Origin of the sequence: Methanobacterium sp., from assembly GCA_016222945.1 — an archaeon.
Lineage (GTDB): Archaea > Methanobacteriota > Methanobacteria > Methanobacteriales > Methanobacteriaceae > Methanobacterium_D.
This window is the reverse complement of the sequence record JACRPY010000006.1, coordinates 122,202-147,462: the sequence shown is the minus strand read 5'-3', so window position 1 is coordinate 147,462 and position 25,261 is coordinate 122,202. Positions and strand designations below refer to the sequence as shown.

33 protein-coding genes are annotated in these 25,261 nt (G+C 32.6%); 3 read left to right on the top strand and 30 right to left on the bottom strand.

Annotated features, from left to right (window positions below; genetic code table 11):
• Positions 1–4: 4 nt before the first annotated feature.
• The 4 genes from cas7i to HZC47_09720 all read right to left on the bottom strand — a co-directional run bounded on the left by cas7i (position 5) and on the right by HZC47_09720 (position 3,727).
• Entirely contained in the window at positions 5–958 is a 954-nt protein-coding gene (gene cas7i / locus HZC47_09735) for a type I-B CRISPR-associated protein Cas7/Cst2/DevR (protein ID MBI5681163.1), read from the bottom strand.
• A gap of 13 nt (positions 959–971) precedes the next feature.
• Positions 972–2,450, bottom strand: coding sequence for a hypothetical protein (locus tag HZC47_09730; protein MBI5681162.1), 1,479 nt, complete (start codon positions 2,448–2,450; stop codon positions 972–974).
• Positions 2,451–2,511: 61 nt separating this feature from the next.
• Complete coding sequence (gene cas6, locus HZC47_09725) at positions 2,512–3,234, bottom strand: CRISPR-associated endoribonuclease Cas6 (protein MBI5681161.1); 723 nt, start codon at positions 3,232–3,234, stop codon at positions 2,512–2,514.
• 169 nt (positions 3,235–3,403) lie between these two features.
• A complete protein-coding gene (locus tag HZC47_09720) occupies positions 3,404–3,727 on the bottom strand; it encodes a zinc ribbon domain-containing protein (protein ID MBI5681160.1) in 324 nt (107 codons plus the stop codon).
• Positions 3,728–3,995: 268 nt separating this feature from the next.
• Between HZC47_09720 and HZC47_09715 the strand changes: the two genes are divergently transcribed.
• The gene (locus HZC47_09715; protein MBI5681159.1) at positions 3,996–4,592 is read left to right on the top strand and encodes a CRISPR locus-related DNA-binding protein; all 597 of its coding nucleotides are present in this window, start codon (positions 3,996–3,998) and stop codon (positions 4,590–4,592) included.
• Between the two features lie 164 nt (positions 4,593–4,756).
• On the opposite strand, the gene HZC47_09710 is transcribed toward HZC47_09715, so the two are convergent.
• Together HZC47_09710 and HZC47_09705 are read right to left on the bottom strand one after the other, a co-directional pair.
• Complete coding sequence (locus HZC47_09710; protein MBI5681158.1) at positions 4,757–4,963, bottom strand: histone family protein; 207 nt, start codon at positions 4,961–4,963, stop codon at positions 4,757–4,759.
• A 421-nt stretch (positions 4,964–5,384) separates the two neighbouring features.
• Complete coding sequence (locus tag HZC47_09705) at positions 5,385–5,996, bottom strand: N-acetyltransferase (GenBank protein ID MBI5681157.1); 612 nt, start codon at positions 5,994–5,996, stop codon at positions 5,385–5,387.
• A gap of 213 nt (positions 5,997–6,209) precedes the next feature.
• Here HZC47_09705 and HZC47_09700 point away from each other — a divergent pair, with 213 nt between their 5' ends.
• Together HZC47_09700 and HZC47_09695 are read left to right on the top strand one after the other, a co-directional pair.
• Positions 6,210–7,121: a phosphoadenosine phosphosulfate reductase family protein gene (locus tag HZC47_09700; protein ID MBI5681156.1), complete on the top strand. Its 912-nt coding sequence runs from the start codon at positions 6,210–6,212 to the stop codon at positions 7,119–7,121.
• A gap of 2 nt (positions 7,122–7,123) precedes the next feature.
• A complete protein-coding gene (locus HZC47_09695; GenBank protein ID MBI5681155.1) occupies positions 7,124–8,146 on the top strand; it encodes an ATPase in 1,023 nt (340 codons plus the stop codon).
• Positions 8,147–8,187: 41 nt separating this feature from the next.
• Here the strand turns inward: HZC47_09695 and HZC47_09690 are convergent, their stop codons facing one another.
• The 24 genes from HZC47_09690 to HZC47_09575 form a co-directional block, all read right to left on the bottom strand.
• Complete coding sequence (locus HZC47_09690; GenBank protein ID MBI5681154.1) at positions 8,188–8,328, bottom strand: hypothetical protein; 141 nt, start codon at positions 8,326–8,328, stop codon at positions 8,188–8,190.
• 143 nt (positions 8,329–8,471) lie between these two features.
• A complete protein-coding gene (argH, locus tag HZC47_09685; protein ID MBI5681153.1) occupies positions 8,472–9,881 on the bottom strand; it encodes an argininosuccinate lyase in 1,410 nt (469 codons plus the stop codon).
• A gap of 37 nt (positions 9,882–9,918) precedes the next feature.
• A complete protein-coding gene (locus tag HZC47_09680) occupies positions 9,919–10,074 on the bottom strand; it encodes a 30S ribosomal protein S27ae (protein ID MBI5681152.1) in 156 nt (51 codons plus the stop codon).
• Complete coding sequence (locus tag HZC47_09675; GenBank protein MBI5681151.1) at positions 10,074–10,385, bottom strand: 30S ribosomal protein S24e; 312 nt, start codon at positions 10,383–10,385, stop codon at positions 10,074–10,076. The genes HZC47_09680 and HZC47_09675 overlap by 1 nt, the downstream gene beginning before the upstream one ends.
• The gene (locus HZC47_09670) at positions 10,385–10,888 is read right to left on the bottom strand and encodes a GTP-dependent dephospho-CoA kinase family protein (protein MBI5681150.1); all 504 of its coding nucleotides are present in this window, start codon (positions 10,886–10,888) and stop codon (positions 10,385–10,387) included. Before HZC47_09670 ends, HZC47_09675 begins: the two co-directional genes overlap by 1 nt.
• Before the next feature lie 31 nt (positions 10,889–10,919).
• Positions 10,920–11,102 (bottom strand): DNA-directed RNA polymerase, subunit E'', encoded by a 183-nt coding sequence (locus HZC47_09665; protein ID MBI5681149.1) that lies wholly within the window; start codon positions 11,100–11,102, stop codon positions 10,920–10,922.
• The gene (locus tag HZC47_09660; protein MBI5681148.1) at positions 11,102–11,656 is read right to left on the bottom strand and encodes a DNA-directed RNA polymerase; all 555 of its coding nucleotides are present in this window, start codon (positions 11,654–11,656) and stop codon (positions 11,102–11,104) included. Before HZC47_09660 ends, HZC47_09665 begins: the two co-directional genes overlap by 1 nt.
• A gap of 16 nt (positions 11,657–11,672) precedes the next feature.
• On the bottom strand, positions 11,673–12,194 hold the full coding sequence (locus tag HZC47_09655) for an inorganic diphosphatase (protein ID MBI5681147.1): 522 nt from the start codon (positions 12,192–12,194) through the stop codon (positions 11,673–11,675).
• Between the two features lie 199 nt (positions 12,195–12,393).
• Complete coding sequence (locus HZC47_09650; protein MBI5681146.1) at positions 12,394–12,753, bottom strand: twitching motility protein PilT; 360 nt, start codon at positions 12,751–12,753, stop codon at positions 12,394–12,396.
• Between the two features lie 27 nt (positions 12,754–12,780).
• A complete protein-coding gene (locus tag HZC47_09645) occupies positions 12,781–14,007 on the bottom strand; it encodes a translation initiation factor IF-2 subunit gamma (protein MBI5681145.1) in 1,227 nt (408 codons plus the stop codon).
• A gap of 35 nt (positions 14,008–14,042) precedes the next feature.
• Positions 14,043–14,429: a 30S ribosomal protein S6e gene (locus tag HZC47_09640; protein ID MBI5681144.1), complete on the bottom strand. Its 387-nt coding sequence runs from the start codon at positions 14,427–14,429 to the stop codon at positions 14,043–14,045.
• An 81-nt stretch (positions 14,430–14,510) separates the two neighbouring features.
• Positions 14,511–16,289: a translation initiation factor IF-2 gene (gene infB / locus HZC47_09635; GenBank protein ID MBI5681143.1), complete on the bottom strand. Its 1,779-nt coding sequence runs from the start codon at positions 16,287–16,289 to the stop codon at positions 14,511–14,513.
• Between the two features lie 36 nt (positions 16,290–16,325).
• On the bottom strand, positions 16,326–16,778 hold the full coding sequence (gene ndk / locus HZC47_09630) for a nucleoside-diphosphate kinase (protein MBI5681142.1): 453 nt from the start codon (positions 16,776–16,778) through the stop codon (positions 16,326–16,328).
• The gene (locus HZC47_09625; GenBank protein ID MBI5681141.1) at positions 16,775–16,936 is read right to left on the bottom strand and encodes a 50S ribosomal protein L24e; all 162 of its coding nucleotides are present in this window, start codon (positions 16,934–16,936) and stop codon (positions 16,775–16,777) included. Before HZC47_09625 ends, ndk begins: the two co-directional genes overlap by 4 nt.
• A gap of 16 nt (positions 16,937–16,952) precedes the next feature.
• On the bottom strand, positions 16,953–17,159 hold the full coding sequence (locus HZC47_09620) for a 30S ribosomal protein S28e (GenBank protein MBI5681140.1): 207 nt from the start codon (positions 17,157–17,159) through the stop codon (positions 16,953–16,955).
• A 58-nt stretch (positions 17,160–17,217) separates the two neighbouring features.
• On the bottom strand, positions 17,218–17,589 hold the full coding sequence (locus HZC47_09615) for a 50S ribosomal protein L7ae (GenBank protein ID MBI5681139.1): 372 nt from the start codon (positions 17,587–17,589) through the stop codon (positions 17,218–17,220).
• A gap of 532 nt (positions 17,590–18,121) precedes the next feature.
• The gene (locus HZC47_09610; GenBank protein MBI5681138.1) at positions 18,122–18,325 is read right to left on the bottom strand and encodes a histone family protein; all 204 of its coding nucleotides are present in this window, start codon (positions 18,323–18,325) and stop codon (positions 18,122–18,124) included.
• 237 nt (positions 18,326–18,562) lie between these two features.
• Entirely contained in the window at positions 18,563–19,759 is a 1,197-nt protein-coding gene (locus HZC47_09605; protein ID MBI5681137.1) for a threonine synthase, read from the bottom strand.
• A gap of 80 nt (positions 19,760–19,839) precedes the next feature.
• Positions 19,840–20,493 (bottom strand): stage II sporulation protein M, encoded by a 654-nt coding sequence (locus tag HZC47_09600; protein ID MBI5681136.1) that lies wholly within the window; start codon positions 20,491–20,493, stop codon positions 19,840–19,842.
• Complete coding sequence (locus HZC47_09595; protein MBI5681135.1) at positions 20,487–21,593, bottom strand: tryptophan--tRNA ligase; 1,107 nt, start codon at positions 21,591–21,593, stop codon at positions 20,487–20,489. The genes HZC47_09600 and HZC47_09595 overlap by 7 nt, the downstream gene beginning before the upstream one ends.
• A gap of 103 nt (positions 21,594–21,696) precedes the next feature.
• Positions 21,697–22,200, bottom strand: a complete 504-nt coding sequence (endA, locus tag HZC47_09590) for a tRNA-intron lyase (protein MBI5681134.1) — start codon at positions 22,198–22,200, stop codon at positions 21,697–21,699.
• Between the two features lie 102 nt (positions 22,201–22,302).
• Entirely contained in the window at positions 22,303–22,890 is a 588-nt protein-coding gene (gene hxlB, locus HZC47_09585; protein MBI5681133.1) for a 6-phospho-3-hexuloisomerase, read from the bottom strand.
• Between the two features lie 29 nt (positions 22,891–22,919).
• Positions 22,920–23,594, bottom strand: a complete 675-nt coding sequence (npdG, locus tag HZC47_09580) for an NADPH-dependent F420 reductase (GenBank protein ID MBI5681132.1) — start codon at positions 23,592–23,594, stop codon at positions 22,920–22,922.
• A 233-nt stretch (positions 23,595–23,827) separates the two neighbouring features.
• On the bottom strand, positions 23,828–25,231 hold the full coding sequence (locus HZC47_09575) for a glutamate decarboxylase (GenBank protein ID MBI5681131.1): 1,404 nt from the start codon (positions 25,229–25,231) through the stop codon (positions 23,828–23,830).
• Between the last annotated feature and the right edge of the window lie 30 nt (positions 25,232–25,261).

Genomic DNA, 25,261 nt, shown 5'->3' with positions numbered 1-25,261 from the left:
CCATTTAAAATTGTGATAATGCATCATTAATAGCTTCATTTGGAGTTTTTACAGGAATATTATGATCTTCAAAAACTTTTTTGACAGATTCTTCGTTATTAATTACTCCTGAAATCATTCCAAATATTATATTATCGCTATATTCTTTAACATCAGATAGTATTTCGTTTAATCTGCTAATATTCAATTCTTCATTCTTATTCAATTCAAATAATTTCTGAAGTCTATGAGAATATTTATTTTGGAAAGCTATACAAATGATATCTGGAGTGAAATCTGTAAGTAGCCTAGCTTGTTTTGAATAATCAGTTAGATATCTCAATGATTCTATAACTTTTTTAATTCTCTCTTTTCTTTCCTCCTCATTCAATGCATAATCCATTTTCACGATGCCTTCGCTCCAGTCTTCTTCGCCACCAACTCTTTGAAAATCTACTGAAATTCCGCTCTTGTAAATGTTAGTTCCAATTTCAACATTTACAATTTTACCTCCTTGCTTTTTAGAAACATTTATGCCCTCTTTTCTTGTTAAAAAATCAATTGTTGAGTTTTCATCAAAAGGAAGCAAACCTATAGCTGGAGCAACTTTAACGGGCGATACTCTAGTTATTGAACCTTGTGATCCGATAGGTTTCATAAATCCAAATAAATCACAACTCAAGCATCCTTTTAAGGCAGATTTCCACTTATCATCGTATTCTTCTAACTTGTTAATCTCCTGAAGACATACAGGGATCCCTTCAGAATTAGGAATACACATTGAGTCATTTTCCAAATTTCTTCTAATAGCTTCTTTAATATAGAACCGCATGGCTTGTCCACTTACATATGGATATTCTTCTCTACCAATTTTGTATTTTTTTACATCTATAAAACTCTCTTCTCCTTCTCCTGCATTTAAATTTGTTAAATCTGTTTTAGTTAGCCAAACTACACTTATTCCTTTTAGACTTTTCATATTATCTGCCCCATTATAAAGTTTTTATATAATAATACATACAACTGTAAATAACTAACAAATTCTTAATTTCTTCCCAATTTTCCCTTTTTTCGTTCATCATTTCTATTAGTCCATTTATGCTTTTTGCTTTAACTGGTTTTTCTAATGAAATCATTTTTCGGGATATTTCCCTTAAAGAATTCCAAAATTCTTCAATTGATCGTGCCTTGTCTAATCTATATAAAAGACCTATGCTCTTTGTTGAAACCTCTGCTACGATATTTCCTACACTTTTTATAGTTTCTAAATCCTCCTTTTCAAAGCCCATTTTTTGCAACCTCCATAAATAAACCAAATTCTCCAATACACCCCTTGATTCTTTATTGATGGATATTCTTCCTTTTTTTCTTGGAATAAACGTATTAGAAAATTTATTAAAGTCATCCATTAAAAAATATTTTGAAAGATTTTCTCTAGTTTGATTTGTAAGATCATTATCAATTGTTGTACCATTAGGTGTTTTTCTAAAATACAAAATTTTTTTAATAAAATCTCCATAAACATATTTTTCATCTTTTATTAGCTCATAAATAATACCCATAACCTCATTTTCAATATCTAAGTCTTCAAATTTTATATTTTTAACCATTCCCCACGGTATACTCATATATACCCAATCTTCGCAAACTTCACTCTTAGCACTTTCGAAGCTCATTAAACCTTCATCTTCTAAACAAACCCAATTCAAAAATTTTTCAAAAAAACAGAGGAGAGTACTATATTCGCTAGAAGTCCATTCAACTTCTTCATAATTATTTTTTGAAACTTTAATATTTGAGAATCTCTCGCCACTCAGAACTGTGTTTATCCATTTTGATTTTGACTCATAAAGAGTCTTAAAATCATATACTTTTGGTAAAAGAACAAAAGAGTGAGATTTAGGAAATACTCTATAAATAATGCCTTCATCACACCATTCCAATGTCCCAATTAAATAACATAAAGGACATAATTCCACATATTGTTCTCTTGTTGATCTTATTCCATTCAAACTTTTAATTTTAGTTACTAGCGGATATACTGCTTGTTTTAAATTATCTACTCTTTTTTTGTAGTTTTTACCACATATTATGCATTTATTATTCCCATTTTCATTTATAATATCAAAAATTTCATTTATTCTTTCTTCAGGATTTAAATAAATTTTTTCTTTTAGTACATTTCTTCCATCTACCTTTTTTCCATATTGTATGAGCACAAAGTCCTTTTTTAGATTTCTTTTTTCATTAGTCGTTTCATTTTTTTCTTCAATGAATATTACAGAATCCCTTTTCTCTTCTATTTTTTTAACAAAACTTTTTAGAAAATTTTCCTTATCTATAATCTCAAATTCAAATTTATTGCTTAATAAATTAGTTTTTACACCATCTGATTCCTTTAAAATTCTATAAAGATGTTCAACACCATTATCCATCCATACATCATGAAACATGGGTATTTCAATTTTCATCTTTTCACCTGATACTTAATTTCAGCCTTTTTTAAAAATACATTCCATTTCCAGAATTTTGTTATAATGCACGTTCAACCATTCCAAAACCCATACTATTCTTCTCACCAAGCCCACAATCATAAGCAAACTCCAAAAGCCTCAAATCTGCTTCAATCTCAAAATTCATCATAAAACCTCTATGAAAATTCCCTTTAATATCAATCCTGCGCCTTCGAGCTGTCTTCATATCTGGCCTTATCCTAACCCAATTATCACCGTCAAAATCGCCATAAAACTTAACATACTTATTAATCAAATTTTTCTGAACGCTTTCATAGAATCGCTCGTCTCCAGGCCCTAAATCCCATATCTTGAGTTTTCCATCAATTTCACGCTTTATTCTAGCTATAACTGGCGACATGGTTTTCATTTTCATGCATTCACTAAATATGGGGCTTTTTAATAGCTCAATCTCTTCCACCAGCAATTTATCGCCTTTAAAATCAACTTCAGAATTTTCAAGATGGCCTTCAACCAGACTTTTTATTAAATCATCGTTTGGAGAACTAATATAAAACTCTAATTTGCCATCCCTTGAAAGAACACCTCTTTTAGTGAGCTTGAATTGTGGAACATAAATCTGTGAAAAAGTAAAAAACTTAAAATCATTAGAAAAATGAAGTTTAGCTGCTAAATCAAGGTCTGCAATCTTACGATAAATAATAGCAGATAAAATATGATTATAATTAAAAGGGATCAAATAATTACTCTTCGATGATGATAAGCTGATTTTTAATCTCATTTTTCTTTATGCCTCTGTTTATTACTTAACTATATGATAATATATATTTTGTTATTTTATCGCCATATGATAATACAGCTAATCCATTATAACTGCCATTCGCCCCTAAATCCATACATGTCCTTATATATTTTTACTTTTCTATAAAAAATGGAAACTAACCTTAATTTCAAGTGATATCATATGCTTCATACTTATATGCATCAATAGCACTTGCAATCCACATGATAGGGGCAGCAATACCCATTGTTGCTATGCTTATTATTATACTTCCAATTAGCCATGCCACGCCACGTCCCACACGTCCTTGAAGTATTTGACCCAAACCGACAATTAAAAGACTTGCCACCGCAGCCCAGCCACGGCTTATACCTGGTTTTTTTAGCACATCTATATTCCCAACAGGCACACCACATGAAGGACATATAACTGCTTTATCATTTATTTCAGACCCGCATTCTTTACAAAACATTTTATGTTCACATCCAATCATTTTTTTTATATTCCCTTGTACTATAACTGTATTGTACTTATATTTAAATGTATATGTTTTATATGTATTAATGTACAAATATACATGTAAGAATATATTAAATATATATAAGATAGTTTTTATATTCACAATTCAATGTTATCTAAGCCTATTTAAATCCAAAACCAGTAAAGAGTAGGTGATTAATTAAAAAGAAATATAAATAGGATACAAAAATACATTTAATCAACAAATAGTTTGATTTATTCTATTGAAACTGGTGTGAATAATGGATTATACATTAATCTCTACAATTTATAAATTAGAACCTGTAATGTTCTGCATCACTCAATTTGCCCCTAAAAAGATTATTCTTTTACGGGAAGAAGATGCGAATGAAAAGGTGGTTGAAGCTGAAAGAATACTTAAAGAAACCATTGGAAAAGTTATAACAATAGAAAGCAAATTCACAAGCCTTTATAATGTTGTGATGATTGCTAATGACACTGCAGATATCATTGATGAAGAATGTGCCCATGGCAGAAAGGTTATAGTGAATGTTAGCGGTGGCAGGAAGCCTCAGGCTCTTGGAGCTCTCTTTGGCTGCTATGCCCGGCACAGTGATGTTGAAAGAATTGTTTATGTAACAGAAGAAGACAGTGAAATAATTGATCTTCCCATATTGAACTTTGGAATTTCGAAAACTAAAAGAATAATCTTAGAAGAGCTTGAAAAAGGTGAAAGTTCTGTAAAAAATCTTTCAATAAAAGTAGGTATAAGCAGAGGCATGACCTACAACCATATAAGAGAATTAAGAGAAATGGGCTTCATTGCACATGATGAACTTAAAATCACCACTGCAGGAGAATTAGCCATTATTGGCTAAAAATAATACACATTTTAATTTTAATATAGTTTAGGTCTAAAATAACAGTGCTTAATTAAAAAATGTGTTAATAACATCCTTTAAATCATTTTTTAGTCGATTAAAAAGGCCTATTTTGATTATAGATATTTGAATTTAAAAATAAAAAAGAAAAAAGTGCGCTGTTATAAATTTTTAACAGCTAATTCTATGTCTGATGCTTTTACGGTTTTTCTACCGGCGTGTCTTGCAAGTTTAACAGCTTCTGAAGCTATTCCTTCACCCATTTCTTCGAGAACTTTTGTTAGTTCGTCTCTTGCGTCGTCACTTATTCTTGGTGCACCAGCATTTTTTATGATTCTTCCAACTGGAGCAACTGGTAATTCAGCCATACATATCACCTCAATTCATTATCAGTACCCCATAGTATATAAATTTGTCGATTTTATAGCTTATTTATAATGCTTATCTTGATTGTGACTTCAACTAAATCCATTATAAGATATGTGCCTTGAGTCACTTTTAGTTCCTCTTGGTGGTTCTAATTAAAATTGATTATCATATTTTAAAATCATGTACAATTTGAAAAATGAAATCAACTTCAAATTTAACCTTTCATCTTAAAAAAAATGTCCAAATAACGTTTTTAATGTAATAATATATTGATTATCTTTATTTTTATCTTTATTTAAGTCTTAAACCCATAGAGAATGATTTATTTTTAATTATTATGAGAATAAGGCTGTTTTAACGCCATGAAATGGCATATTTAAAACAAAAACATATCTAAAAAAATTAAAGAATAAAAAGGAGTTATATTTTGTTAAGTGTTTTAAGATGCTTTGGAAGTGGTTTAATTCTGGCTGGAGCACCTATTGCCAGATAATATGATGGTACGTCCCCTGTAACAATGGCGCCTGCTGCAATCATTGCACCTTCACCTATTTCCATATCAGATAAGAAAGTTGAGTTTGCACCAATAGAAGCTCCTCTTCTAATTATCGGCCCTTTAAGCTTGAAATCAATTCTTACAGGATATCTATCATTAGTAAAACATGCACATGGCCCTATAAACACGTAATCTTCTATTACTGTTTTTGTGGGGATATAAACATTTGATTGTATGCTTACGTTGCTTCCGATGGTGCAGTTTCCTTCAATTACTGTATTAGTTCCAATAAGTGTATTGTCACCTATCTTAGTTTTTTCCCTGATTAAGACATTGTGTCCAGTTTTAAAATTATCCCCAATTTCAACATCGTCATAAATAATTGTATTTGAGCGAATTTGGGGTTTTTTACCAATTACAGGAGATTTACTGCCTTTTTTATATTTAAGGCCTATTGTAACATTTTCTTTATTATTTGAGTTTTCATTAATTTCAGAGTCATCTGATCCTGTGAAAATGTTTCTTAAATTTTGCATTTTTTCTCTTCCTGAATTGTTAAAAATTGGCATAATCTATCCCTATATTTTAGTGGTGTTTTCCAAGTTAAATAAATTTTGTAATGAACAATTTTTTATCATATTTGATATCATATTTAGAGTCTTTATTTTATAAATCAACAAAAACAATATCATAATTTAACAATCAATATAAAATCTCATATTTTTTATAAAACATACCAAGATGATACCGTGATCTTTTCAGAGTTTACACAGAATAAAAGAAAGTTAAAGGACTTCCCTGAACTTAAGCATAACATAAAAAAGTTTGTTAAGGATAAAAAAATCATTATGATGCTATCTGGAGGAAATGACAGCGCTACAGCAGTTTCACTCTTAAAAGAGTTGGATCTTAATGTAGAACTTTGTGTGCATTTTTATCATGATTGGAGCTGGAAATTGCATAAAGAAGAAGCATCCAAAATTGCAGAATCATTAAATATTCCTCTTAAATTCCATTATATTGGAGATGAAATTAAACGAAGGGTTATAAATTCTAAAGGAAAGAATGTTTGCCGGATTTGTAAGGATATTATGAAGGCAGAATGCCTTAAAATCGCCAAAGAAAATAACATAGAAGTTATAGCAACTGGTGATACTGCCACTGAAAGAATATCCGGGCCAATAATGGAATATTTAAACAAATATGGATTATCCTTTGATAATATGGAGCTTGCGCCAGTTCCTGGAAGAATTGCTGGCGAAGGTGTGCTTTTTTTAAGGCCTTTAATAAGAATTCGCTATGAAGATGTGGATAAAGTATCTAAATATTATGATATTAGCATGAAACGGGTTGGTGAAGCTAATTATAAACTTAGAGAGGGTTGTCCTGTCCAATACATTAATCCTGATGCAATTGTAACTGGAAAACTTCTAAATGATGCATATTGTGTAAATAAAATAGCTACAGATATTGCAAGGAGTCATGGTTTTAAGGCATCTGTCTTTGCACCGTCCCTTTCAATTGCCACTATTCCCCAAAAAGAGGAATATATGAATTTAGTTAAAGATGAACTCGGGAAAAATGGTTATCCCATTGGTGAAATTGCTGAATTCCCCTATCATACAAATACATTGAAATTAGTACCCAATAAAGAGGAATAAAATTGAAATTCGATACAGAAGACATAATAAACCATATCTGTAGGATAAGAAAAGAAATTGGCCACCAAAAAGTGACGCCTGATATTAAAAAGATTATTTTTAATGAAAATAATAGAAGTTTGCTTATTATAACTTCAGACCGGCCTGAAAAATCCGTGGTTATCGGAAAGGGTGGTTGGGTTGTTGGAAAACTTAAAGAAGAGCTGAATATAAACTCGATTCATGTAGAAGCCTACACTGATATTTTACTTAAAGAATATAAAATGAAATTGACCCACAAACATTTAAAAGAAATGTTAAAAAATGTCAGTTCAAATGACCTAAAACTTTTAGAGAACCTTTGCAACTTGTTAAATCAGAGAATTGAAAATATTTATGATTTTGAAGCTATTTTAAAAAATTTTGATGATATTGAAGAATCAAAGACCCATAAAGCAGTTGTTGCATTGTCTGGTGGTGTTGATAGCAGTTTTTCTCTTATAGTTGCTAAAATTATGGGTTTTAACCCAGTTGCAGTTACTGTAAATCCTGGAAACATAATTCTTCCTAAATATTTCCAGAATAATGTAGAAACACTGTCTCATAAACTTGATGTCCATCATACGTATGTAAATGTAGATATGGAGGACATTATTAAGGACTCTCTTGATGGGAGGTTTCATCCGTGTGGCAGATGTTCTAAAGTGATTAAAGAAGCTGTTTTAGATTATACCAAAAAGAATAATGTTCCATTTTTGATTTATGGAGATCTTTTATCAACTGGAGCTCAGTCAGTTGTAGTGGATGAGAATATTTTTAAAATAAACTTACCTGCAATGTTTTCTGTTAGCAAGGGTGAAATTAAAAGTTTAGTTTCTAAATACGGTATTTTTAAAAAAGGTGGTTATGGTTGCCCTTTACTTACTGAGGTACATAAGAAATATCCTCATATGCGTAAGTTTTCTATTCAAAGAGTTTTAAGGGAGACAAGGGCAGGGATTTTAGAGCCTGGCGAGGCTCTTGAAATGATAATGAAAACTATTTAAAATTAATATAAATAAAAATTAAAAATTTAGGGTTCCCTGAATTATTTAATGACTTCTAATATTCCGTAGGCTATAAGGAAAATTCCAGCAAGGTATCCTACTAGCAGCGGATATATTATCATTAAAATACCTATTACTATGGCCAGTACTCCCAATAATTGGGGTGTTGAATCACTCTTCATGTCTATTATGTTTTGTAATAGATCATATATAAAATTTATGACAATTAAACACTAATTCTAAACTATTTTGTTTTGATTAAAAACTAAAAGAAGTAAATTATATTTTAAAAATAAAATGAATAAAAATTAATGGAAAAAAAGCTTTATTTTTTATTTTCATAATCTAAAAATGATTTTAAATTTAAAATAGCTTTTTTCACGGCTTCAGGAGATGATCCACCTATTACTGTTCTTGATTTAATGTTTTGATATGGATCTAAAGCTTTTTTTATGAGTTTATCATTTAGATTAAGGGGTTTACCCATGACTTCTTGTGCCACGTTATCTAAAAAAATAGAGTCAATATCTTGAAGTGAAACATCGTTCTCCAGTGCTTCTGTGACCATTCTTCCAACGATCTTATGGGCAGTTCTAAAAGGCATGTTTTTTTCACGAACCAGTATATCTGCTAGTTCAGTTGCAGTTGCAAAATTCGATTTTGCAAGTTCTGCTGCACGTTCTTTATTAACTTCAATTGCAGGTAACATTCCCTGCATAATGCTTAGCATTTCTTTTGCATTATCTACAGAATTCCATAGATGGGGAGTTACTTCCTGTAAATCACGATTATAGCTGTAGGGTAATGCTTTTAAAATTGTTAATATGGTCATTAATTCTCCAGTTAAAATTGCACTCTTAGCTCTTGCTATTTCAGCTACATCTGGATTCTTTTTTTGAGGCATTATAGATGATGTTGATGAATATTCATAACCAATCTCTACAACCCTAAATTCAAATGTACTCCATATTATAAGCTCTTCACAAATTTTACTCAAGTTTGAAGCAAGCATTGTAAGTGTAAATACAGTTTCTGCTATAAAATCCCTTGAACTTACTGCATCCATGGAATTTTCCATAATTTGACTGAATCCCAGAATTTCAGTTGTCATTTCCCTATCTATATTGAAACTGGTTGTGGTCATGGCTGCTGATCCCAGAGGATTCATATCCACCCTTTTATATGCATCCATAAGCCTTTCATAATCTCTTTTAAGTGCATGGGCATATGCAAGCAGGTGATGTGCAAAAGTTGTGGGTTGAGCATGTTGTAAATGAGTATATCCTATAAAAACAGTTTCTTTATGCTCATCTGCCATGTTAATGATTTTTTGGATAAAATTAAGTATAGATTTACCTATTATTTTGATTTCTTCCTTTAAAATCAGTCTAAGATCTGTGGCTACTTGATCGTTCCTTGATTTAGCTGTATGCATAAATCCGGCATCGTCCCCTATTTTGGAGGTCACATAGTTTTCAACAGCCATGTGAATATCTTCTACAGATGGATCAAGTTTAAGGGCTTCAATTCCTTCTTTTTTTAGTTCTTTTAATGAATTTATAATTTTATCTGCAATTTTAGAGTCTATTATCTCTTTTTTTGCAAGCATTGTTGTGTGTGCTATGTTTAATTCAACATCTGCATTAAAAATTCGTTTATCAAACTCTAAAGAAGAAGTAAAAGATGCAGCTTCATTGCTCATCTTTCCTTTAAGCCGTCCTGATCTTAAATTCAAGGTTTTCACCTATATTTAATTAGTAAAAAAAATGAAATTAGTCTTTGTTTTTCCATTCTGTGTATCCGCATTTTCCACAGGCATATCTGTCTCCATGGTCTGCCATGAAAACACCGTGTGAGCATCTGACACATTCAGGATTTTTTCTAATGATTTTGTTATCTTTAACTTCGTAAAGGTCACATTTTTTCATTATTCTTCCTCCGATGTTTCCTCTTCTTCTTGAGTTTCTTTATTTTTAGCTAAAACATGTTCTGTTTCAATTTCATTTAAATTCTCTTCGGAGTCATATATTTTTGCATATCCGTCAGCTTTACCTTCACCAAAGTTAGGTAAGACTTTATCAACTACAAGAAGATTTTTATCAGCATCTAATAATGCTACAAGCTTATTTTTAATATCTAATACTTTTGGAGTAGATTCTCCTTGATATATGCAGTCAAAGTGTATTTCAGTTCTGTTTAAAAGTGGATTCTCAATTTTTTCTCTTATTTCGATTTCCATTATTTAACCTCCTCAACCTTAAAATTATCCAGCATTTTTTTTGCTGTTTCTTTTAATTTATCAACTTTAACAACCACAATTCCTTCTCCAGGTTGCCCATATAAAATTATGGAGCTTTTTGGAGCCATCAATACGCAGGGAATCACTGCCAAATCCTCTTCACCATTTACAACTATTAAAACATTAGATTTCAAAGTAAGGTCCAATGCTTCTTTGATAGTTGCCTGTAGACTATCTGTTATGGTCCCTGACGGATTATCAGCGTTTAATGTGATTGCATCGTATTTTATATTATGATTTGAAGTTTTTCTTTCAATTTTATTATCAATAATGCCAATTTTAGGGATTATGCCCACATCTAAAAGATTTTTTGTTGTTGCATCCCCAATAGAGATTATGAAATGATCTTCAAGATAAGATTTATCAATATCATCTAAAGCAGAGTAGAGTTTACCAAATGGCTTTTTAAAAACTTCTCGACTTTCTTTTTTTAATATTAACACTCTCTTAACCTGAAAATCTTTATAATTTTATTTATCTTACTCTTAAAGCATATTCTCCAGGAAGAGTTATGCCTAATTCTTCTGCAATACCTGATTTTTCTGGTTCGACAATTATTAAAAAACCGCTCCAGTTTTTTGAGGATTGCACATTACATATTGCACATCTATCATCTTCCATTATTCTATGACATCTTGTACATGCTTTTGTAACCATTATTTCTTCTTCCTTTTCTCTTCTTCAATCCATTCTTCTCTTCCAAGACCCGGTTGTCTCATAGTAAGGCCTATTTTAGTTTCTTTAGATGATTTTCCTTTCAGACTTAATGCAACAATCCTTGCACGGACCTTATTTCCTTCTTCAAGTGTCTTTTTGGATTCTTTTCCAAGTAAAGCGCCTCTTTTTGCATCGTAGTTAATATAATCATCTGTAACTTGCGATACGTGCACAAGACCATCCATAGGACCTATTCGGATAAATGCTCCAAATTCGGTTATTTCAATTACTTCGCCTTCTACAATTTCTTGTAAGTCTGGTTTAAAGAATAGAGCTGTGAATGTTACATCATGATATGCTGCACCATCACCCATTATTACTTTACCTACACCAATTTCTTCAACTTCTTTTACTGTAACCATTAATCCCATTTTTTTATCGATTTTTCCAACGTAATTTTCATTTAAAAGATCGAATGCAACCTCTTTTAAAGGCTCCTCAAACATGGATGGTGGAACTCTAACAGTGTCTTCAATTTTGGATATTAAATACATTAAACCCCTCTTCGGTTTATTCTTTTTTATATAATTCTATAGAATGTTTTATTGCCTCAAATGCTTTTTGGGCGTTTTCCCATCCGTTTACTTCTGTAACTTTACCTTCAAGATACTTGTATTCTTTGAAAAAATGTGCGATTTCATCTAAAAGATGGCTTGGAACATCCCCAATATCATTTATATCTTTGAATCTTGGATCATTAATAGGTACGCCTAATATTTTATCGTCATTATCATCGCCGTCAATCATTCTCATTATTCCAATTGGTCGTGTTTCAATTACACATCCCGGGAATGTTGGTTGTTCCATTAATACCATGATGTCCATAGGGTCTCCGTCATCATAAAGTGTTTGGGGAATTATCCCATATTCTGCAGGGTAAACAAATGGCGAGTATAACACTCTATCAAGTGCAAATGCTTCCATATCTTTATCATACTCATATTTGTTCCTTGATCCTTTTGGTATTTCAATTACTGCATATATCACTTCTGGAACTGATGGTCCTGGTTCTAAATCCTTCCAAAGATTCATATAATCACTCCTCCAACCTTTTAGAAAAGCCAACGAAACTCTGTTTCGTGGCGCCAAAATCATAAATTTTGAGCGGTTGATCAAAACTTTTACTAATCTATTTTTCATTTTTTAAATAAATATGCAAATGAAAAGTGATAGTCATTTCATTTTTCCAAAAAATTATAATTTAATATTATTAAATGATTTTAATTATGATTTATAAGCCTAAATATCCGTCAACATCCAGATATTTCTTCTGGCGTAAATATATAACGGTTATTCCCTTATTTCTTGCTCTTCTTTTAAGTCCAATATCATTTGTACATAAAACTTTTGAAATACGCAGAAGAGCATCATCTACCCTTTCTTTTCTTTTTAAATCAACAGATATCACATTAATTTCAGGAGATTCACTTATTTTAAGGGCAACTGAAGCTGCAATTTTATCTTTACCCTTTGATCTTTTCTTTATTTTTTCCAGTTCATCAATAACAAATGATGGAACTGAATATTTGTAATTAGGTATAATTTGCCCAAGTTCAGTTAATATATCAACATGAAATTGAGCAGGTATCATAAAAAATTTGCGTCTAACACTGCCTCGTTATTTGATGATACCATAACCAATCAACCTCCATCTTGCACCTACACGCCTGCTTAAAGCCACTCTTTGACCTGTTTCGGCACAAACTGGCAATTTAAGAGTTACATCTGCTGTGTCTTTCCTGGCGCTTGATACAACACCAATTGTGGTTGCAGTTCCTATGTTTATCATAAGTAGTTCTGATGATTTTATAGGTTCAACATCTTTTTCTTCTTTGGTACCTACAACCCTATCTAAAAGTTGTGTTTTCATTGTGAATTGGTGTAATATTGGCGGTAGTGTTCCTGGTTCTCCAGCAACAGATCCTGATAGGGAATCTGCTTTGGTTAGTGCAGGGTCAAGTTTTGTTCCTACTCCTATGAGTCCTCCAGGATTCACTTCTTCAACATGTTCGCTGGCTGTGTTTAAACCCACTATTTCAGAGGTTAAGCTTGTCCATTCTGTTTTTCCTTTGGTTTTAATCTGAATACCTGGTTTGATTTCAATTTTATCCCCAAGTTTCAGTTTTCCCTGAATTAAGGAACCGCCCATTACTCCTCCAGAAATTTGTTGAGGAGCACATCCTGGTTTGTTTATGTCAAATGATCTTGCAACATACATTCTTGCAGGTTTGTCTATTAAACGTTCAGGTGTCTCGATTCTTTCTTGAATCATTTCAATTAAGATATCTATATTTGCACCTTGTTGGGCTGATATTGGTATTATTGGTGCTTCTTCAGCACATGTGCCCTTTACAAATTCTTTTATTTCATTGTAGCTTTCTATGGCTCTTTCTTTGGATACAATGTCAATTTTATTTTGGACCACTATGACATTTTTTACTCCAATAACGTCCAGTGCCATGAGGTGCTCTTTTGTTTGTGGTTGTGGGCATGGCTCGTTTGCAGCTATTACTAAAACTGCTCCATCCATTATTGCTGCGCCTGACAGCATTGTTGCCATGAGTGTTTCGTGCCCTGGAGAGTCTACAAATGAAACTCTTCTTAGGGTTTCTGTTTCTCCTCCGCAATTGTCACATACAAGAGCTGTTGTATAACATTGGGGGGCCGGGCATTCTGTACATTTTCTAAAAGTTATGTCCGCATAACCCAATCTTATGGAAATTCCTCTTTTTGTTTCTTCACTATGAGTATCAGTCCATATGCCCGATAGAGCCTTTGTTAATGTAGTTTTACCGTGGTCCACGTGCCCTACAAGCCCTATATTTATTTCAGATTGTATTTTCACAATTACACCTAAATCCCATCGTTTAAGACATTTAATTATTCTTCAGCTTCTGAGGCACCTAAAAGTTCATCTATACTTTTAGCACCTTTTTCTGTAACAATAGTGTTAATTTGAACTATATCTACAGATATTGTGTTTCCACGAATGGTTTTTCTTCTTCTTTGACCATCTCTTTTTGGTTTGAATCCAAGACCGCTAGATAATAAACTTTTTATCCTTCTTGGCCCTTCAACATCTGTTTTCATGGGAAATCCGTTTTTATCGCTTCCGCCAGTTATTTTAAGCTTGTAACCATCTAAACCAACTAAAGAAGCGTCAATTTCATCCCCTATTTTCAAACCAATTAATTTTTTGTCCTTTGCTGTGTCAACTTCAACCTGGTGACTTTTACTGTCTTCTGAAATAACTAATTTAAATGCCAATCAAATCTCCTCCATATATTGTCTTTTTATCCTTTATATTATATTTATTATTAGTTTAAAGTGGAACATAATCAAAAGGTATTAATATTTTCCCCAGTCAGGGTCTCCCTTTCTTTTTATCTCCACTATCTCATTAAATGTTTCGTATTCATCCTCAGAAAGCTTATTTTTAAGCTCTGATTCAAGGATTTTATAATGATTTTCAGGTATATCCACATAAAGAACATCCCCTTCATCAAAATTCTTGCCGAACATAGCATCTTTTATGCTCATGGCAACTTTTTTGCCCCTTGGCACTGATTTTAAGTTGTCTCCCTTATCCTGCATACCTTCAACTTTTCCAACTTTTGACCCATCTTTCCCTATAAGTCCATAGTCCTGCTTAATTGTACCTGCTAAGACTTCAATACCAACTATAGCAGGTTTACTATTTCTAAAGATTAGTTTTGGAATAACTCTTATTTTAGCTGGTTTGATTATGGCATCAAGATAAGCTTTTTTCTTTTTTTCCTCTGCAGCGTCTATCCATTCCTGATAATCTTCAGTTAATTTGTATATAACATTTGCAGAGAAAAGCTTAATTTCTGACGCTTTTATTTCTTCGGCAGCTGAGGGGAGTATTTTAACATTGAAAGCTACTATAACACCATAAAGAGGATCTTCCTTTTTGACAATTCCTGCATCCACAACATCTCTTCTTGAGACATCACCAATATTTGCAGCCCTTATTGGAATTTCCATACCTCTTAACAGGTTAACAAGTGCTTCAAGAGATCCTAATGTATCTGCTTTTACTACAATTCCAAGTTCATCAGTATCTATTTTTATGTCTTCGATTTCTTTTAAAATCTCTTCTTTGACATTGGCAAGATCATCTCTTGCAACACGAAGTGGTGATCCTGCTACTGCATTTTCAATATTGGGCGCTACAATTTTGATACCTGCAGCTGCAACAACTTCATCAACCTTTTGGAACCTTTTTTTAGACTCTCTTATTTCTTCAAGAGGTCTTGGCTTTAGAAGAGACCTGATATTTGTAGTTATTACATCGTCCATTGTCATAATAGCAATAGTATCATTTTTTTCTATTATACCATCATAAATCACTGCATCTATTGTAACTCCCAGCCCTACTTCCTCTTTTACTTCAAGAATGGTTCCTTTAGCGGGAGCATCTTCTTCTATCTTCAGTTGCTCTTTTAAATATTGTTGTGCAAGTCCCATAAGCATTGCTAAAAGTTCCGGTAATCCTTCACCTGTTTTTGCGCTTATAGGGATTATAGCTATTTGCTTTGCAAAATTGCTTATTCTATCAAATCTTTCAGATTCAAATCCTTCTTGGTGTAATATTCCCACCAATTCGTATAGCCCCATATCCACTTTTTCCTGGACACTTGGAGCTTGTTTAGAAAATGTTTCTAAGAATGAAGTGCCTTTTGATGGTTGCCATCCATATGCTTTGTCAATTTTATTGGCTGCAACTATAAAAGGAGTTTTATACATTTTTAAGATATTAAGAGCTTCATAGGTTTGTGGTTTGAACCCTTCGTTTATATCCACAATTAAAATTGCCAGATCAGCAAGCGCCCCTCCTCTTTTACGAAGAGTGGTGAATGCTTCGTGTCCAGGCGTATCCACAAAGAAAAGTCCTGGAAGTGATTCTTTAATATCTAATTTTTTTAGAAAATCTCCCCCAATGTTCTCTACGACTTCCATAGGAATTTCTGTTGCACCAATATGCTGGGTTATTCCCCCTGCTTCTTTTTGGGCAATGACACTTCCCCTAATATAATCTAAGAGTGAAGTTTTCCCATGGTCTACATGTCCAAGTACAGAAACTATTGGTGATCTGATTTTCAATGTTTAACCTTCCTAAAAAAGTAAGATAAGAAAAATTTATTCATATATCAAGCTTTCATCCGGTAGATCGTAGTTACAGATTTCAGAATCATTGAAAAATAGTTCTATTTCCCTTTTTGCAGATTCTAAAGAATCTGATGCATGAATTATGTTTCTACCAGTTTCAAGAGCATAATCGCCCCTTATAGTTCCAAGATCTGCTTCTTTTGGATTTGTAGCTCCAACCATTTTCCTTATAAGACTTATGCATTCATCGCCTTCAATCACTGTTGCAAGGACTGGGCCAGATGTAATGTAACTTACAAGGTCATTGAAAAATGGTTTTTCTTCATGTTCTCCGTAGTGTTCTTTTGCAAGATCTTCGGAGATGTTCATCATTTTTACGGCTACGACCTTAAGTCCGCGTTCTTCAAATCGGGTAAGTACTGTCCCCATTAGCCTTCTTAGTACGGCATCAGGTTTAAGCATTACAAGACTTCTTTCAATCATTCTTTTACCCACTTGACCTTTCTTGGAACTCGTCCAAGTTTAATTCTATTTTTTTCGCATTTGCTGCTGCAGAAGAAGTATACAGTTCCATCTTTTTTTACATACATTTTTCCTGTACCTTCGTGGAGTTCTTCTCCGCAGAATGAACATGTTCTCATATTAAACACCTTTTAATTATGGAGTACGGATTTCTTTAGCTTCCCTAATTGTATCCAGCAACATTAAAATGTCACCTTCTCTAATTGGCCCCATAATGTTTCTTGTTAGTATTCTTCCCTTGTCTCTTCCATCGAGTATTCTACATTTTACCTGCATGACCTCGCCAGTCATACCAGTTCTTTTAAGAACTTCAATTACTTCAGCAGGAGTTGCTTCTGCCATATAAATCACCCTGAATTGTTAAAGTGAGAAAGGCTATTGCCTTTCATAAAAAAATTAATTATTTTTTGAGTTCTTCGACTTTTTCAACAACTTCGTTGACTAAATCTTCAGCTTCACCTGCATCAATTATAACTGCAGACGCTGTACCAACATTTAAACCTGCTGCTTCTCCTAATTCATCCTTTGTTGGGATGTAAACATACGGAGTTTCTTTTTCTTCAGCTAAAACAGGTAAGTGAGCTGCTATTTCTGGAGGATCAATATCCCCTGCTATAAGTACTAATAACGCGTTACCTCTCTCTATTGTTTTGGTTACTTCGTTAGTTCCTTTTCCTATCTTTCCAGTATCTTTTGCTATTTCTAAAGCTTCAGCAGCTTTATCAGCTATCTCTTGTGGTACGTCAAATTTTACATATATTGCTTTTGCCATGAATTTACCTCCTTTTTCATCTGGTTTTTATACCATCCATCGGCATACTCTTAGTTTTAACTTATTGTATATATAAAGTTGTTGCCAAATAGAATTTTCAAAGCATTAAAAATGTAAATTCCAATTTATATAATCCTTAAAATTATAAATATTTCTTCATAACTACCAAAAATCTGAGATTTTAAACGGTTATTACTAAAAATGTGGAATTCCAATTCTAAAACAGTTTTGAATAAAAACACTAAAAGAATTAGTTATATACACTGTATAAAATCATTGCATATATACTTTATCTTGGCTTTTGAAAAGATAGCAAATAGGATATAATTCGATTTTATAATGATATAATCGTCAGATTAGTTTAAAGATTGATTATTTAATCTATTTAGATATTTTTAAGGTTATTGATCAAACTTTCTAAAATGAGTGATTGATAAATATTTCCTATAAAAAAGATTAATTTTGATTTAAAATAAGAGAGAATAAACAATTTAAAGTTGCATAAAAATAAAATAAAAAGAAAGTAAAAGGTTTATAACCTTTTAACAGCTAATTCAACATCAGATGCTTTTACAGTTTTTCTTCCAGCGTGTTTTGCGAGTTTAACAGCTTCTGAAGCTATTTTTTCCCCTTTTTCTTCAAGAGCTTTTGCTAAAGCTTCTCTTGCGTCATCACTGACTCTTTCTGCACCTGCGTTTTTTATTATTCTTCCAATTGGAGCAATTGGTAATTCCATATTTAATCACCTCATTTTTGTATAATTGTTATATTACACTGTTGAGATACTCCTATATATATTTATCGTTTTTTACTCCAATTTTTCCAAAAACTATATGATTTTTAGTCACTTGGAGGCGATCCATATGATTTTTAGACACCATGTTGCAAATCATATGATTTTCACAGAGTCATAAAAAAATAGAATATGTAGAAATGTTGAATTTCTCCAAGAATAAATCTAAAGAGAAATCAGTTATCCTTTAGCTATTATACGAGAAAGCTCTTCAATATCTGCATTAACTTCAACAGGCTCTACACATGCATTTATTGCTGTGTTAGGGTCTTTTAATAGATGTCCAGTAACAACACATACTATCTGTTCATTTTTATCTATTTCACCATTTTCTACGAGCTTTATAAGGCCTGCAATGGACGCTGCAGACGCTGGTTCAACCCCTATTCCTTCAGTTCTTGCAAGTAATTTTTGTGCGCTTAAAATCTCTTCATCAGTTACAGTTTCTGCAAATCCGTCAGATTCATAGATTGCTGCTAATGCTTTCTTAGCACTGACTGGTGCTCCAATCCTTATTGCTGTTGCAACTGTTTCAGGATTTTCAAATGGAATTATATCATCTTTGTTATCCCTTATTGCCCTAACAATAGGCGCAGCACCTTCTGCTTGAATCCCAGTCATCATAGGCAGATCTTCTATAAATCCGGCTTTATGGAATTCTTTAACACCTTTCCATATAGCTGAGATATTCCCTGCATTTCCAACAGGTAATATAATCCTATCTGGCGATTTCCATCCTAAATCATCCACTATTTCAAATCCTATCGATTTTTGACCTTCTAATCTAAAAGGATTTACTGAATTTAAAAGATATAATTTACCTTTAAGTGCAAGCGCAGTTATAGCTTCAAGGGCCTCATCAAAGTTTCCCCTTACTGATAACACTTCTGCACCGTGAAACATAGCCTGTGCAAGCTTACCAAGAGCCACCTTTCCAGAAGGTAATAATACTATACATCTTAATCCTGCTCTTGCGGCATAAGCTGCAAGTGATGCAGATGTATTCCCAGTTGATGCACATCCCACAGTATCTACACCTAATTCAATGGCCTTTGTTATTCCTACACTCATTCCTCTATCTTTAAAGCTTCCTGTTGGGTTTGAACCTTCTACTTTAACATGAAGATCTATTCCCAGCTTTTTGCCAAGTTTATCGCATTTACAGAAAGGAGTTCCACCTTCTTCTAATGAAACTATTTTAGCAGGATCTACAGGCATGAATTCTTTATATTTCCACATAGTAGATTTTCTGCAATTAAAAATATCTTTAGAAACTTCTGGCTCGCATATTACTTCCAAAACTGAGCCACATTCACGACATGTGTATATTATTTCATTTAAGTCATATTCTGCACCACAAGTTATGCATTTTATCATTATTTCACCTTTGTAAAAATATTTAAGTAATTAATTTAAATCTAATTGATTTTTTATTTAATTTAAAAGCTTAAAATGTTCTAAATTGATCCTTTAATGTAATTTCCCAATGCAAGAGTAAAATTAGCCTCTATAACTGCCCCAATAAGAATTAAAACTATTGCAATTACAAATAAGATTACTGATTCTCTAAATTCAGGGTAATTTACATCTAATACCTGACTAATTTGATCTCCCATAGGCATGTATCGTTTCATTCTTAGTAAATCCCTTATTAAATTAATAATCATACTTGCAAGCCTGAAACCTGCTGCACCCGCTATTATAATGCCTACAACTTCAAATATTCCATGGGGCACTGTATAAATAAGAAAATCTCCAAGAGCAAATTTTGATGCGGCATATCCAATAAAAATTCCATTGAAAACCAGGAAATAAACTGTTAATAATCCTGCCGTTATTCCGCCACCATAAATGTAGAATGCAATTTTTAAGTTATTCATAAATATAGAAAGGGTTGTAAGTTTAATTTCACCTTTGCTCACGCTTTGCTTAAATGATTTAAGCACGCTGGCCATAAATGAGTCAATGACTCCAGAGAATAAATAACCTACAAAAAGAGAGGACAAGAATATTGCTGCAGATATAATTAAAAAAGTTTCATTACGTTTGTATATGCCATTTAAAAATCCTTCATATTCAGTACCTGTTGTATCAAATCTTTTGTCTAACATTTGGATTCCCTATCTAAAATTTTTTGAGCTTTTTTCTTTGCTTTTTCTCTTTTTTGGTTAAAATCTTCAAAGAAGTTTTTCATCATGCTTGATGCATTATTTTTGCATTCCCCACACATAATATTTCCGTTTTTGCAGTTATGATATACTTCTTTAAGTTCATCATCTGATCCAGTTAAGTGATATAAAAGCAGTTCATAAACTGTGCAATCCTCCGGAATACCTCCTAATTCACGCTGCTCATCTAAACTTTCTCTTCCACCAGTTTTAGCAGATTTAACCTTTTTTTGAGCCGTTTGAGGAGAATCACTTAAAAATATGGCAGTTTTAGGTTTACTACTTGACATTTTATCTCCTGTAAGTCCAGTGATAAACCTGTGGTAAGTTGAAGACGGTGTTATAAATCCATATTTGCTTTTAAATCGTTCTGCAACATCCCTGGTTAGTCTTATATGGGGGTCTTGATCTGGCCCTACTGGAACCACAACTGGCTTTGGACCGCCACATTCTTTAATTTGAGGATGAAGAATATCTGCCACCTGAATTAATGGAGCATACATATGTGCAAAGTTTGCGCTCCCTGAGAAACCATATATTGCCTTCATTTCATTGAAATTAACCCTTTTTGACAATATATAGGCAAGGTCTACAACGATTTGATTTTCAGACTGTAAATATACATCAATATTATCTTTTTCAAAGTCCAGACCCAGTGCTATGTAATTTGTGATGTATTCAAAGATTGCAAGTTCCTTTGAATCTTCAAAATCAACGCCCCTTGCAGAATAAGCTTCCATGTCTGCTATTGGAATATAAATATCTGCCCCATTCTTTTGATACCAGTTCAGCTGGTCTACAATCATTTTGTGGCCAATATGCATCTTACCACTAGGCATCATGCCACTTACAACTGCAAATTCTTTTTTTTCTCTCATTGCCTTTACTATTCGCCCATAATCTCTTTGACCAAATATAACGCCTCTTTTCATTAAAATATGAGGGTTTTCTATGTCTTTTTTGAAATCTTCAAATGGTTTGATTCCAAATTGCTCGGTTAGTTTTTCATAATCGATTATGGCTGAACTCCATGGATCTATCACTTGATCACCTGATAAATTGAATATATGTTTATAAAAATGATTATATTTTACCATTACATTTTCATTTTATAAATAATGGTGATATTCTAATAAAAAATCAGTTTTATGGACGTGTCCATTCTATATTATAATAAGTAATGTCATTTTCTTCATCAACAACTGCAAAAAGGAGCTTTTTGTTAACTCCGTGTGCTACTCGCACATAACTTGAAAAATCAGATGCCTTAATCTCATAATCCTCTGATACTACTTTTACCAGATAATCTGAGTGACCATTTCCTGGTGATTTTCCTCTCTCATAAAGCCTGAATTCTGAGCCATATTTAAATCCTGTTTTTACTATATATCCTCTGTTTCTAAGGTCGCTGAAAACAAGATATTTTGTTTCTAATTCCTCCCTGCGGAGCATTTGAAACATTTCATCTAATGAAATTGTTTTTCCCTTTTTTAAAATGTTTAATTTTCCTTTTTCAGCCAGATGAACAGCTTCAATAAGTGATAGCTGAAGCCCTTCAGGGGCCATGTTTCCATAATGACTTTTTTCATACAGCTTGGTTGCTTTTTTATCTTTGATAATTATTAACTTTCCAGATAGCTCTGAATTCATTTTTCCACCTGATAAACTAAAAATAAATGATGAAATTAATAATATAATGTTATAATAACCAATTTAGGGATAAAAAAAATAAAGAAATATTATGATCACCCTTTATTTTTCTATTATGGCATGTCTCCTCTTTAGATCAATTTCCTTTTTACCGAGATGAGCCATAAACTCTGCTATAAGGCCATCAAGGAATAAATGAGTACTGTCTTCAAAAAGAGTTCCCATAGGAGTCAAATCATCATAATCGCCCTTTAAAACATTGGATGTATAATATTTCCATGGTACTTTTGTTTTACTTTTTATATTTATGGTTACATCCAAACTTTTCCTTAATCTGGATTCAGGATTTCCAGTTATTCCCACAACATTGGCATTAACTTCTTTTGCTGTTTCTGCTGCAAGTGTAACTGTTTTAGTTTCTCCAGAGCCAGATATTGCAATTAAACAGTCTTTTTCTTTAATTGCAGGGGTTGTAACATCCCCCACCACATAAACTGTAAATCCCAGGTGCATGAGTCTCATTGCAAACATTTTTCCAACAAGTTCAGACCTTCCAGTACCTACAATAAAGACACAATCAGAATCTACAATTGTATCTATCATATTAGAGACTTCTTTTTCATCAATTTTATCAATAACTGCAAGAGCATGTTTTGTTATTTCTTTAGCTGTTTTTTTTATATATTTCATCTTTACTTCCCTTTAAATTTAATTTAAGATTAATCTAATTCTGTTATTCTTAAACCTGCTAATTTTATTTTATTTTTAATATTAAGATTTATAAGAAGAGGAGTAATCTTTTCTACAATCCTTGCACTTTCAAGAGGGCCGCAGTCTATAGCCCTTACTCCTGGAATTTTCTCTGCAAGTATCATTGCTTCTTTTTTAGAGTCTAAGTCATCCCCTGAAATTAAGCAATCACATTGAACCTCGCAATCATCGTTAATCAAGCTTGCAGCACTTATATTATTGAATGCAGATACTACTTTTACATTTTTGTCCTTAAGGAACTCTGAAGATCTTTCTGCAGCAGAACCCTGCCAAACATCAATGTATCTGGTTGGTTTTCCCCCAAGGCATCCGTCTAAAGGAACTGTTGCATCAATAAGTATTTTATTTTCTAACATCTCCTTTATACTTCTAAGGGTTGCCATTTGAGCTTGAAGAGGCACTGTTAATACGGCTATTTCGCATTCTTTTGCTGCATCTTCGTTTGTTCCACTAGTAACATTGTTGACTTCATCACCATCTAACATATTTTTGATCATGTTAACAGTGTTTTCAGCTTTTTTAATGTCTCTTGAACCAATTATAACCTTTTCGCCGGCTTTTACAAACCGCAGTGCTAATCCTATTCCTTGATCTCCTGTTCCACCAATTATTGCGATTTTCATGAAAAAATTCCCCATTTAAATACAAGTAGAGTTAATAATCTCTCTTTAGAATTAATTCTTTTAGCATAAATAAATATTTCTATTATTCAATCATGAAATATGATAAATTTTATTAATTTTTCTATAAAAATAATGTTAAAATATATTTTTTTATTTTAATTAAGCAGTATAGAGACGTATACTGAAATATAATAGTTAAACAAAGAAAAATAGAAGTTTAAGTTAAAATAAGTTCAATAAAGTAAGGAATGATCTTTTTCTTTCATTGGTTCTTCTACATATACTTTTTCCAGCTTTTTACATGCTCCCATTATGTCTTCAAAGAGCAAATCCACCATATCTCTGCTGAAACTTTCTTTAATAACCATACGCAAGACCGTAACATCCTGTGCATTAGCAGGAAGTGTATATGCTGGTATTATCCATCCTTTCTCTCGGAGTTTTTCTGAAAGTTGGAACGCACTAAATTCAGAGTTTTTTAATGTTACAGCTACCAACGGAAATTCAACATCTTTATTTATCAACTCAAATTTTCCTGATTCTTTTAATTTATATGCAAGATAATGTGCGTTTACAGACATATTTTGCATAATATCCTTGTAACCATCAAATCCAAGCCTTATAAAGTTGTAATATTGTGCTATGATTGTGCTGCTACCTTTAGAGAAGTTCAAAGAATAATTGGGCATTGATCCTCCCAAATAGTTTATGTTGAATATAAGTTCTTCAGGCAAGTCTTTTTTATCTTTAAAGATTAACCAGCCAATTCCAGGATATACAAGCCCATATTTATGACCAGAAACATTGATTGATCTCACCTGTTCCAGCCTGAAATCCCATTCTAAATCAGGATACATAAAAGGCATTATAAACCCTCCACTTGCACCATCAACATGAATAGGAATATCCCATCCTTTACTTTCCTTAATTTCAATCAATAAATCATTAATTTCTCCTACAGGATCCATTTGTCCCGTAAATGTGGTTCCTACAACTGCACCTACAGCAATTGTGTTTTCATCCACTTCTGCTGCAACATTCTCTGCTGATATCGTATAATTATCATCCTTTAGAGGTATAAGCTTCAATTCCACATCAAAGTAAAGGGCAAACTTCTCCCAAACTGTATGGACATCTGCCCCCATAACAATGTTGGGTTTGTTGTAAGGTTTACTCTCCTCTTTTCTACGCTTTTTCCATGTCCATTTATGAGCTAAAAGAGCCAACATAATGGCTTCTGAAGATCCAATAGTTCCAGTTCCAATAGAATGGCAGTTTTTAGGAGAATTAAACAATCTAGCAAGCATATTAACTATTCTTGTTTGTATTTTCTGTGTTTGAGGATATTCATCATTATCCACAAAGTTTTTATCCATACTTTCAGCGATAAGCATGTCTGCTTCAGGTTCCATCCATGTTGTAACAAAACTAGCTAAATTCAACGACGGATTACCATCCAAATTTAGTTCATCATGAATTAGTTGGTATGCAGCCCTTGCAGGCATTCCTTCTTCTGGTAGTTCAAATTTAGGAATGCTTTTAGTGAAATATCTACTTCCATAAGTAGTGGTAGTAGTAATAGTTTCATCCTTTTCAGATTTCTTCATTTTATCCAAATTCTTTTTTCCAGACAGCATTTATTCTCCCTTCACTACATTCCACTTAAA

What these genes read in the sequence shown, in the direction of transcription:
- cas7i (MBI5681163.1), bottom strand. Translation starts at nt 958, where the DNA reads ATGAAAAGTCTAAAAGGAATAAGTGTAGTTTGGCTAACTAAAACAGAT.
- HZC47_09730 (MBI5681162.1), bottom strand. Translation starts at nt 2,450, where the DNA reads ATGAAAATTGAAATACCCATGTTTCATGATGTATGGATGGATAATGGT.
- cas6 (MBI5681161.1), bottom strand. Translation starts at nt 3,234, where the DNA reads ATGAGATTAAAAATCAGCTTATCATCATCGAAGAGTAATTATTTGATC.
- HZC47_09720 (MBI5681160.1), bottom strand. Translation starts at nt 3,727, where the DNA reads ATGATTGGATGTGAACATAAAATGTTTTGTAAAGAATGCGGGTCTGAA.
- HZC47_09715 (MBI5681159.1), top strand. Translation starts at nt 3,996, where the DNA reads ATGGATTATACATTAATCTCTACAATTTATAAATTAGAACCTGTAATG.
- HZC47_09710 (MBI5681158.1), bottom strand. Translation starts at nt 4,963, where the DNA reads ATGGCTGAATTACCAGTTGCTCCAGTTGGAAGAATCATAAAAAATGCT.
- HZC47_09705 (MBI5681157.1), bottom strand. Translation starts at nt 5,996, where the DNA reads ATGCAAAATTTAAGAAACATTTTCACAGGATCAGATGACTCTGAAATT.
- HZC47_09690 (MBI5681154.1), bottom strand. Translation starts at nt 8,328, where the DNA reads ATGAAGAGTGATTCAACACCCCAATTATTGGGAGTACTGGCCATAGTA.
- HZC47_09680 (MBI5681152.1), bottom strand. Translation starts at nt 10,074, where the DNA reads ATGAAAAAATGTGACCTTTACGAAGTTAAAGATAACAAAATCATTAGA.
- HZC47_09675 (MBI5681151.1), bottom strand. Translation starts at nt 10,385, where the DNA reads ATGGAAATCGAAATAAGAGAAAAAATTGAGAATCCACTTTTAAACAGA.
- HZC47_09665 (MBI5681149.1), bottom strand. Translation starts at nt 11,102, where the DNA reads ATGGTTACAAAAGCATGTACAAGATGTCATAGAATAATGGAAGATGAT.
- HZC47_09660 (MBI5681148.1), bottom strand. Translation starts at nt 11,656, where the DNA reads ATGTATTTAATATCCAAAATTGAAGACACTGTTAGAGTTCCACCATCC.
- HZC47_09655 (MBI5681147.1), bottom strand. Translation starts at nt 12,194, where the DNA reads ATGAATCTTTGGAAGGATTTAGAACCAGGACCATCAGTTCCAGAAGTG.
- HZC47_09650 (MBI5681146.1), bottom strand. Translation starts at nt 12,753, where the DNA reads ATGATACCTGCTCAATTTCATGTTGATATATTAACTGAACTTGGGCAA.
- ndk (MBI5681142.1), bottom strand. Translation starts at nt 16,778, where the DNA reads ATGATTGAAAGAAGTCTTGTAATGCTTAAACCTGATGCCGTACTAAGA.
- HZC47_09625 (MBI5681141.1), bottom strand. Translation starts at nt 16,936, where the DNA reads ATGAGAACATGTTCATTCTGCGGAGAAGAACTCCACGAAGGTACAGGA.
- HZC47_09620 (MBI5681140.1), bottom strand. Translation starts at nt 17,159, where the DNA reads ATGGCAGAAGCAACTCCTGCTGAAGTAATTGAAGTTCTTAAAAGAACT.
- HZC47_09615 (MBI5681139.1), bottom strand. Translation starts at nt 17,589, where the DNA reads ATGGCAAAAGCAATATATGTAAAATTTGACGTACCACAAGAGATAGCT.
- HZC47_09610 (MBI5681138.1), bottom strand. Translation starts at nt 18,325, where the DNA reads ATGGAATTACCAATTGCTCCAATTGGAAGAATAATAAAAAACGCAGGT.
- HZC47_09605 (MBI5681137.1), bottom strand. Translation starts at nt 19,759, where the DNA reads ATGATAAAATGCATAACTTGTGGTGCAGAATATGACTTAAATGAAATA.
- HZC47_09600 (MBI5681136.1), bottom strand. Translation starts at nt 20,493, where the DNA reads ATGTTAGACAAAAGATTTGATACAACAGGTACTGAATATGAAGGATTT.
- endA (MBI5681134.1), bottom strand. Translation starts at nt 22,200, where the DNA reads ATGAATTCAGAGCTATCTGGAAAGTTAATAATTATCAAAGATAAAAAA.
- hxlB (MBI5681133.1), bottom strand. Translation starts at nt 22,890, where the DNA reads ATGAAATATATAAAAAAAACAGCTAAAGAAATAACAAAACATGCTCTT.
- npdG (MBI5681132.1), bottom strand. Translation starts at nt 23,594, where the DNA reads ATGAAAATCGCAATAATTGGTGGAACAGGAGATCAAGGAATAGGATTA.
- HZC47_09575 (MBI5681131.1), bottom strand. Translation starts at nt 25,231, where the DNA reads ATGCTGTCTGGAAAAAAGAATTTGGATAAAATGAAGAAATCTGAAAAG.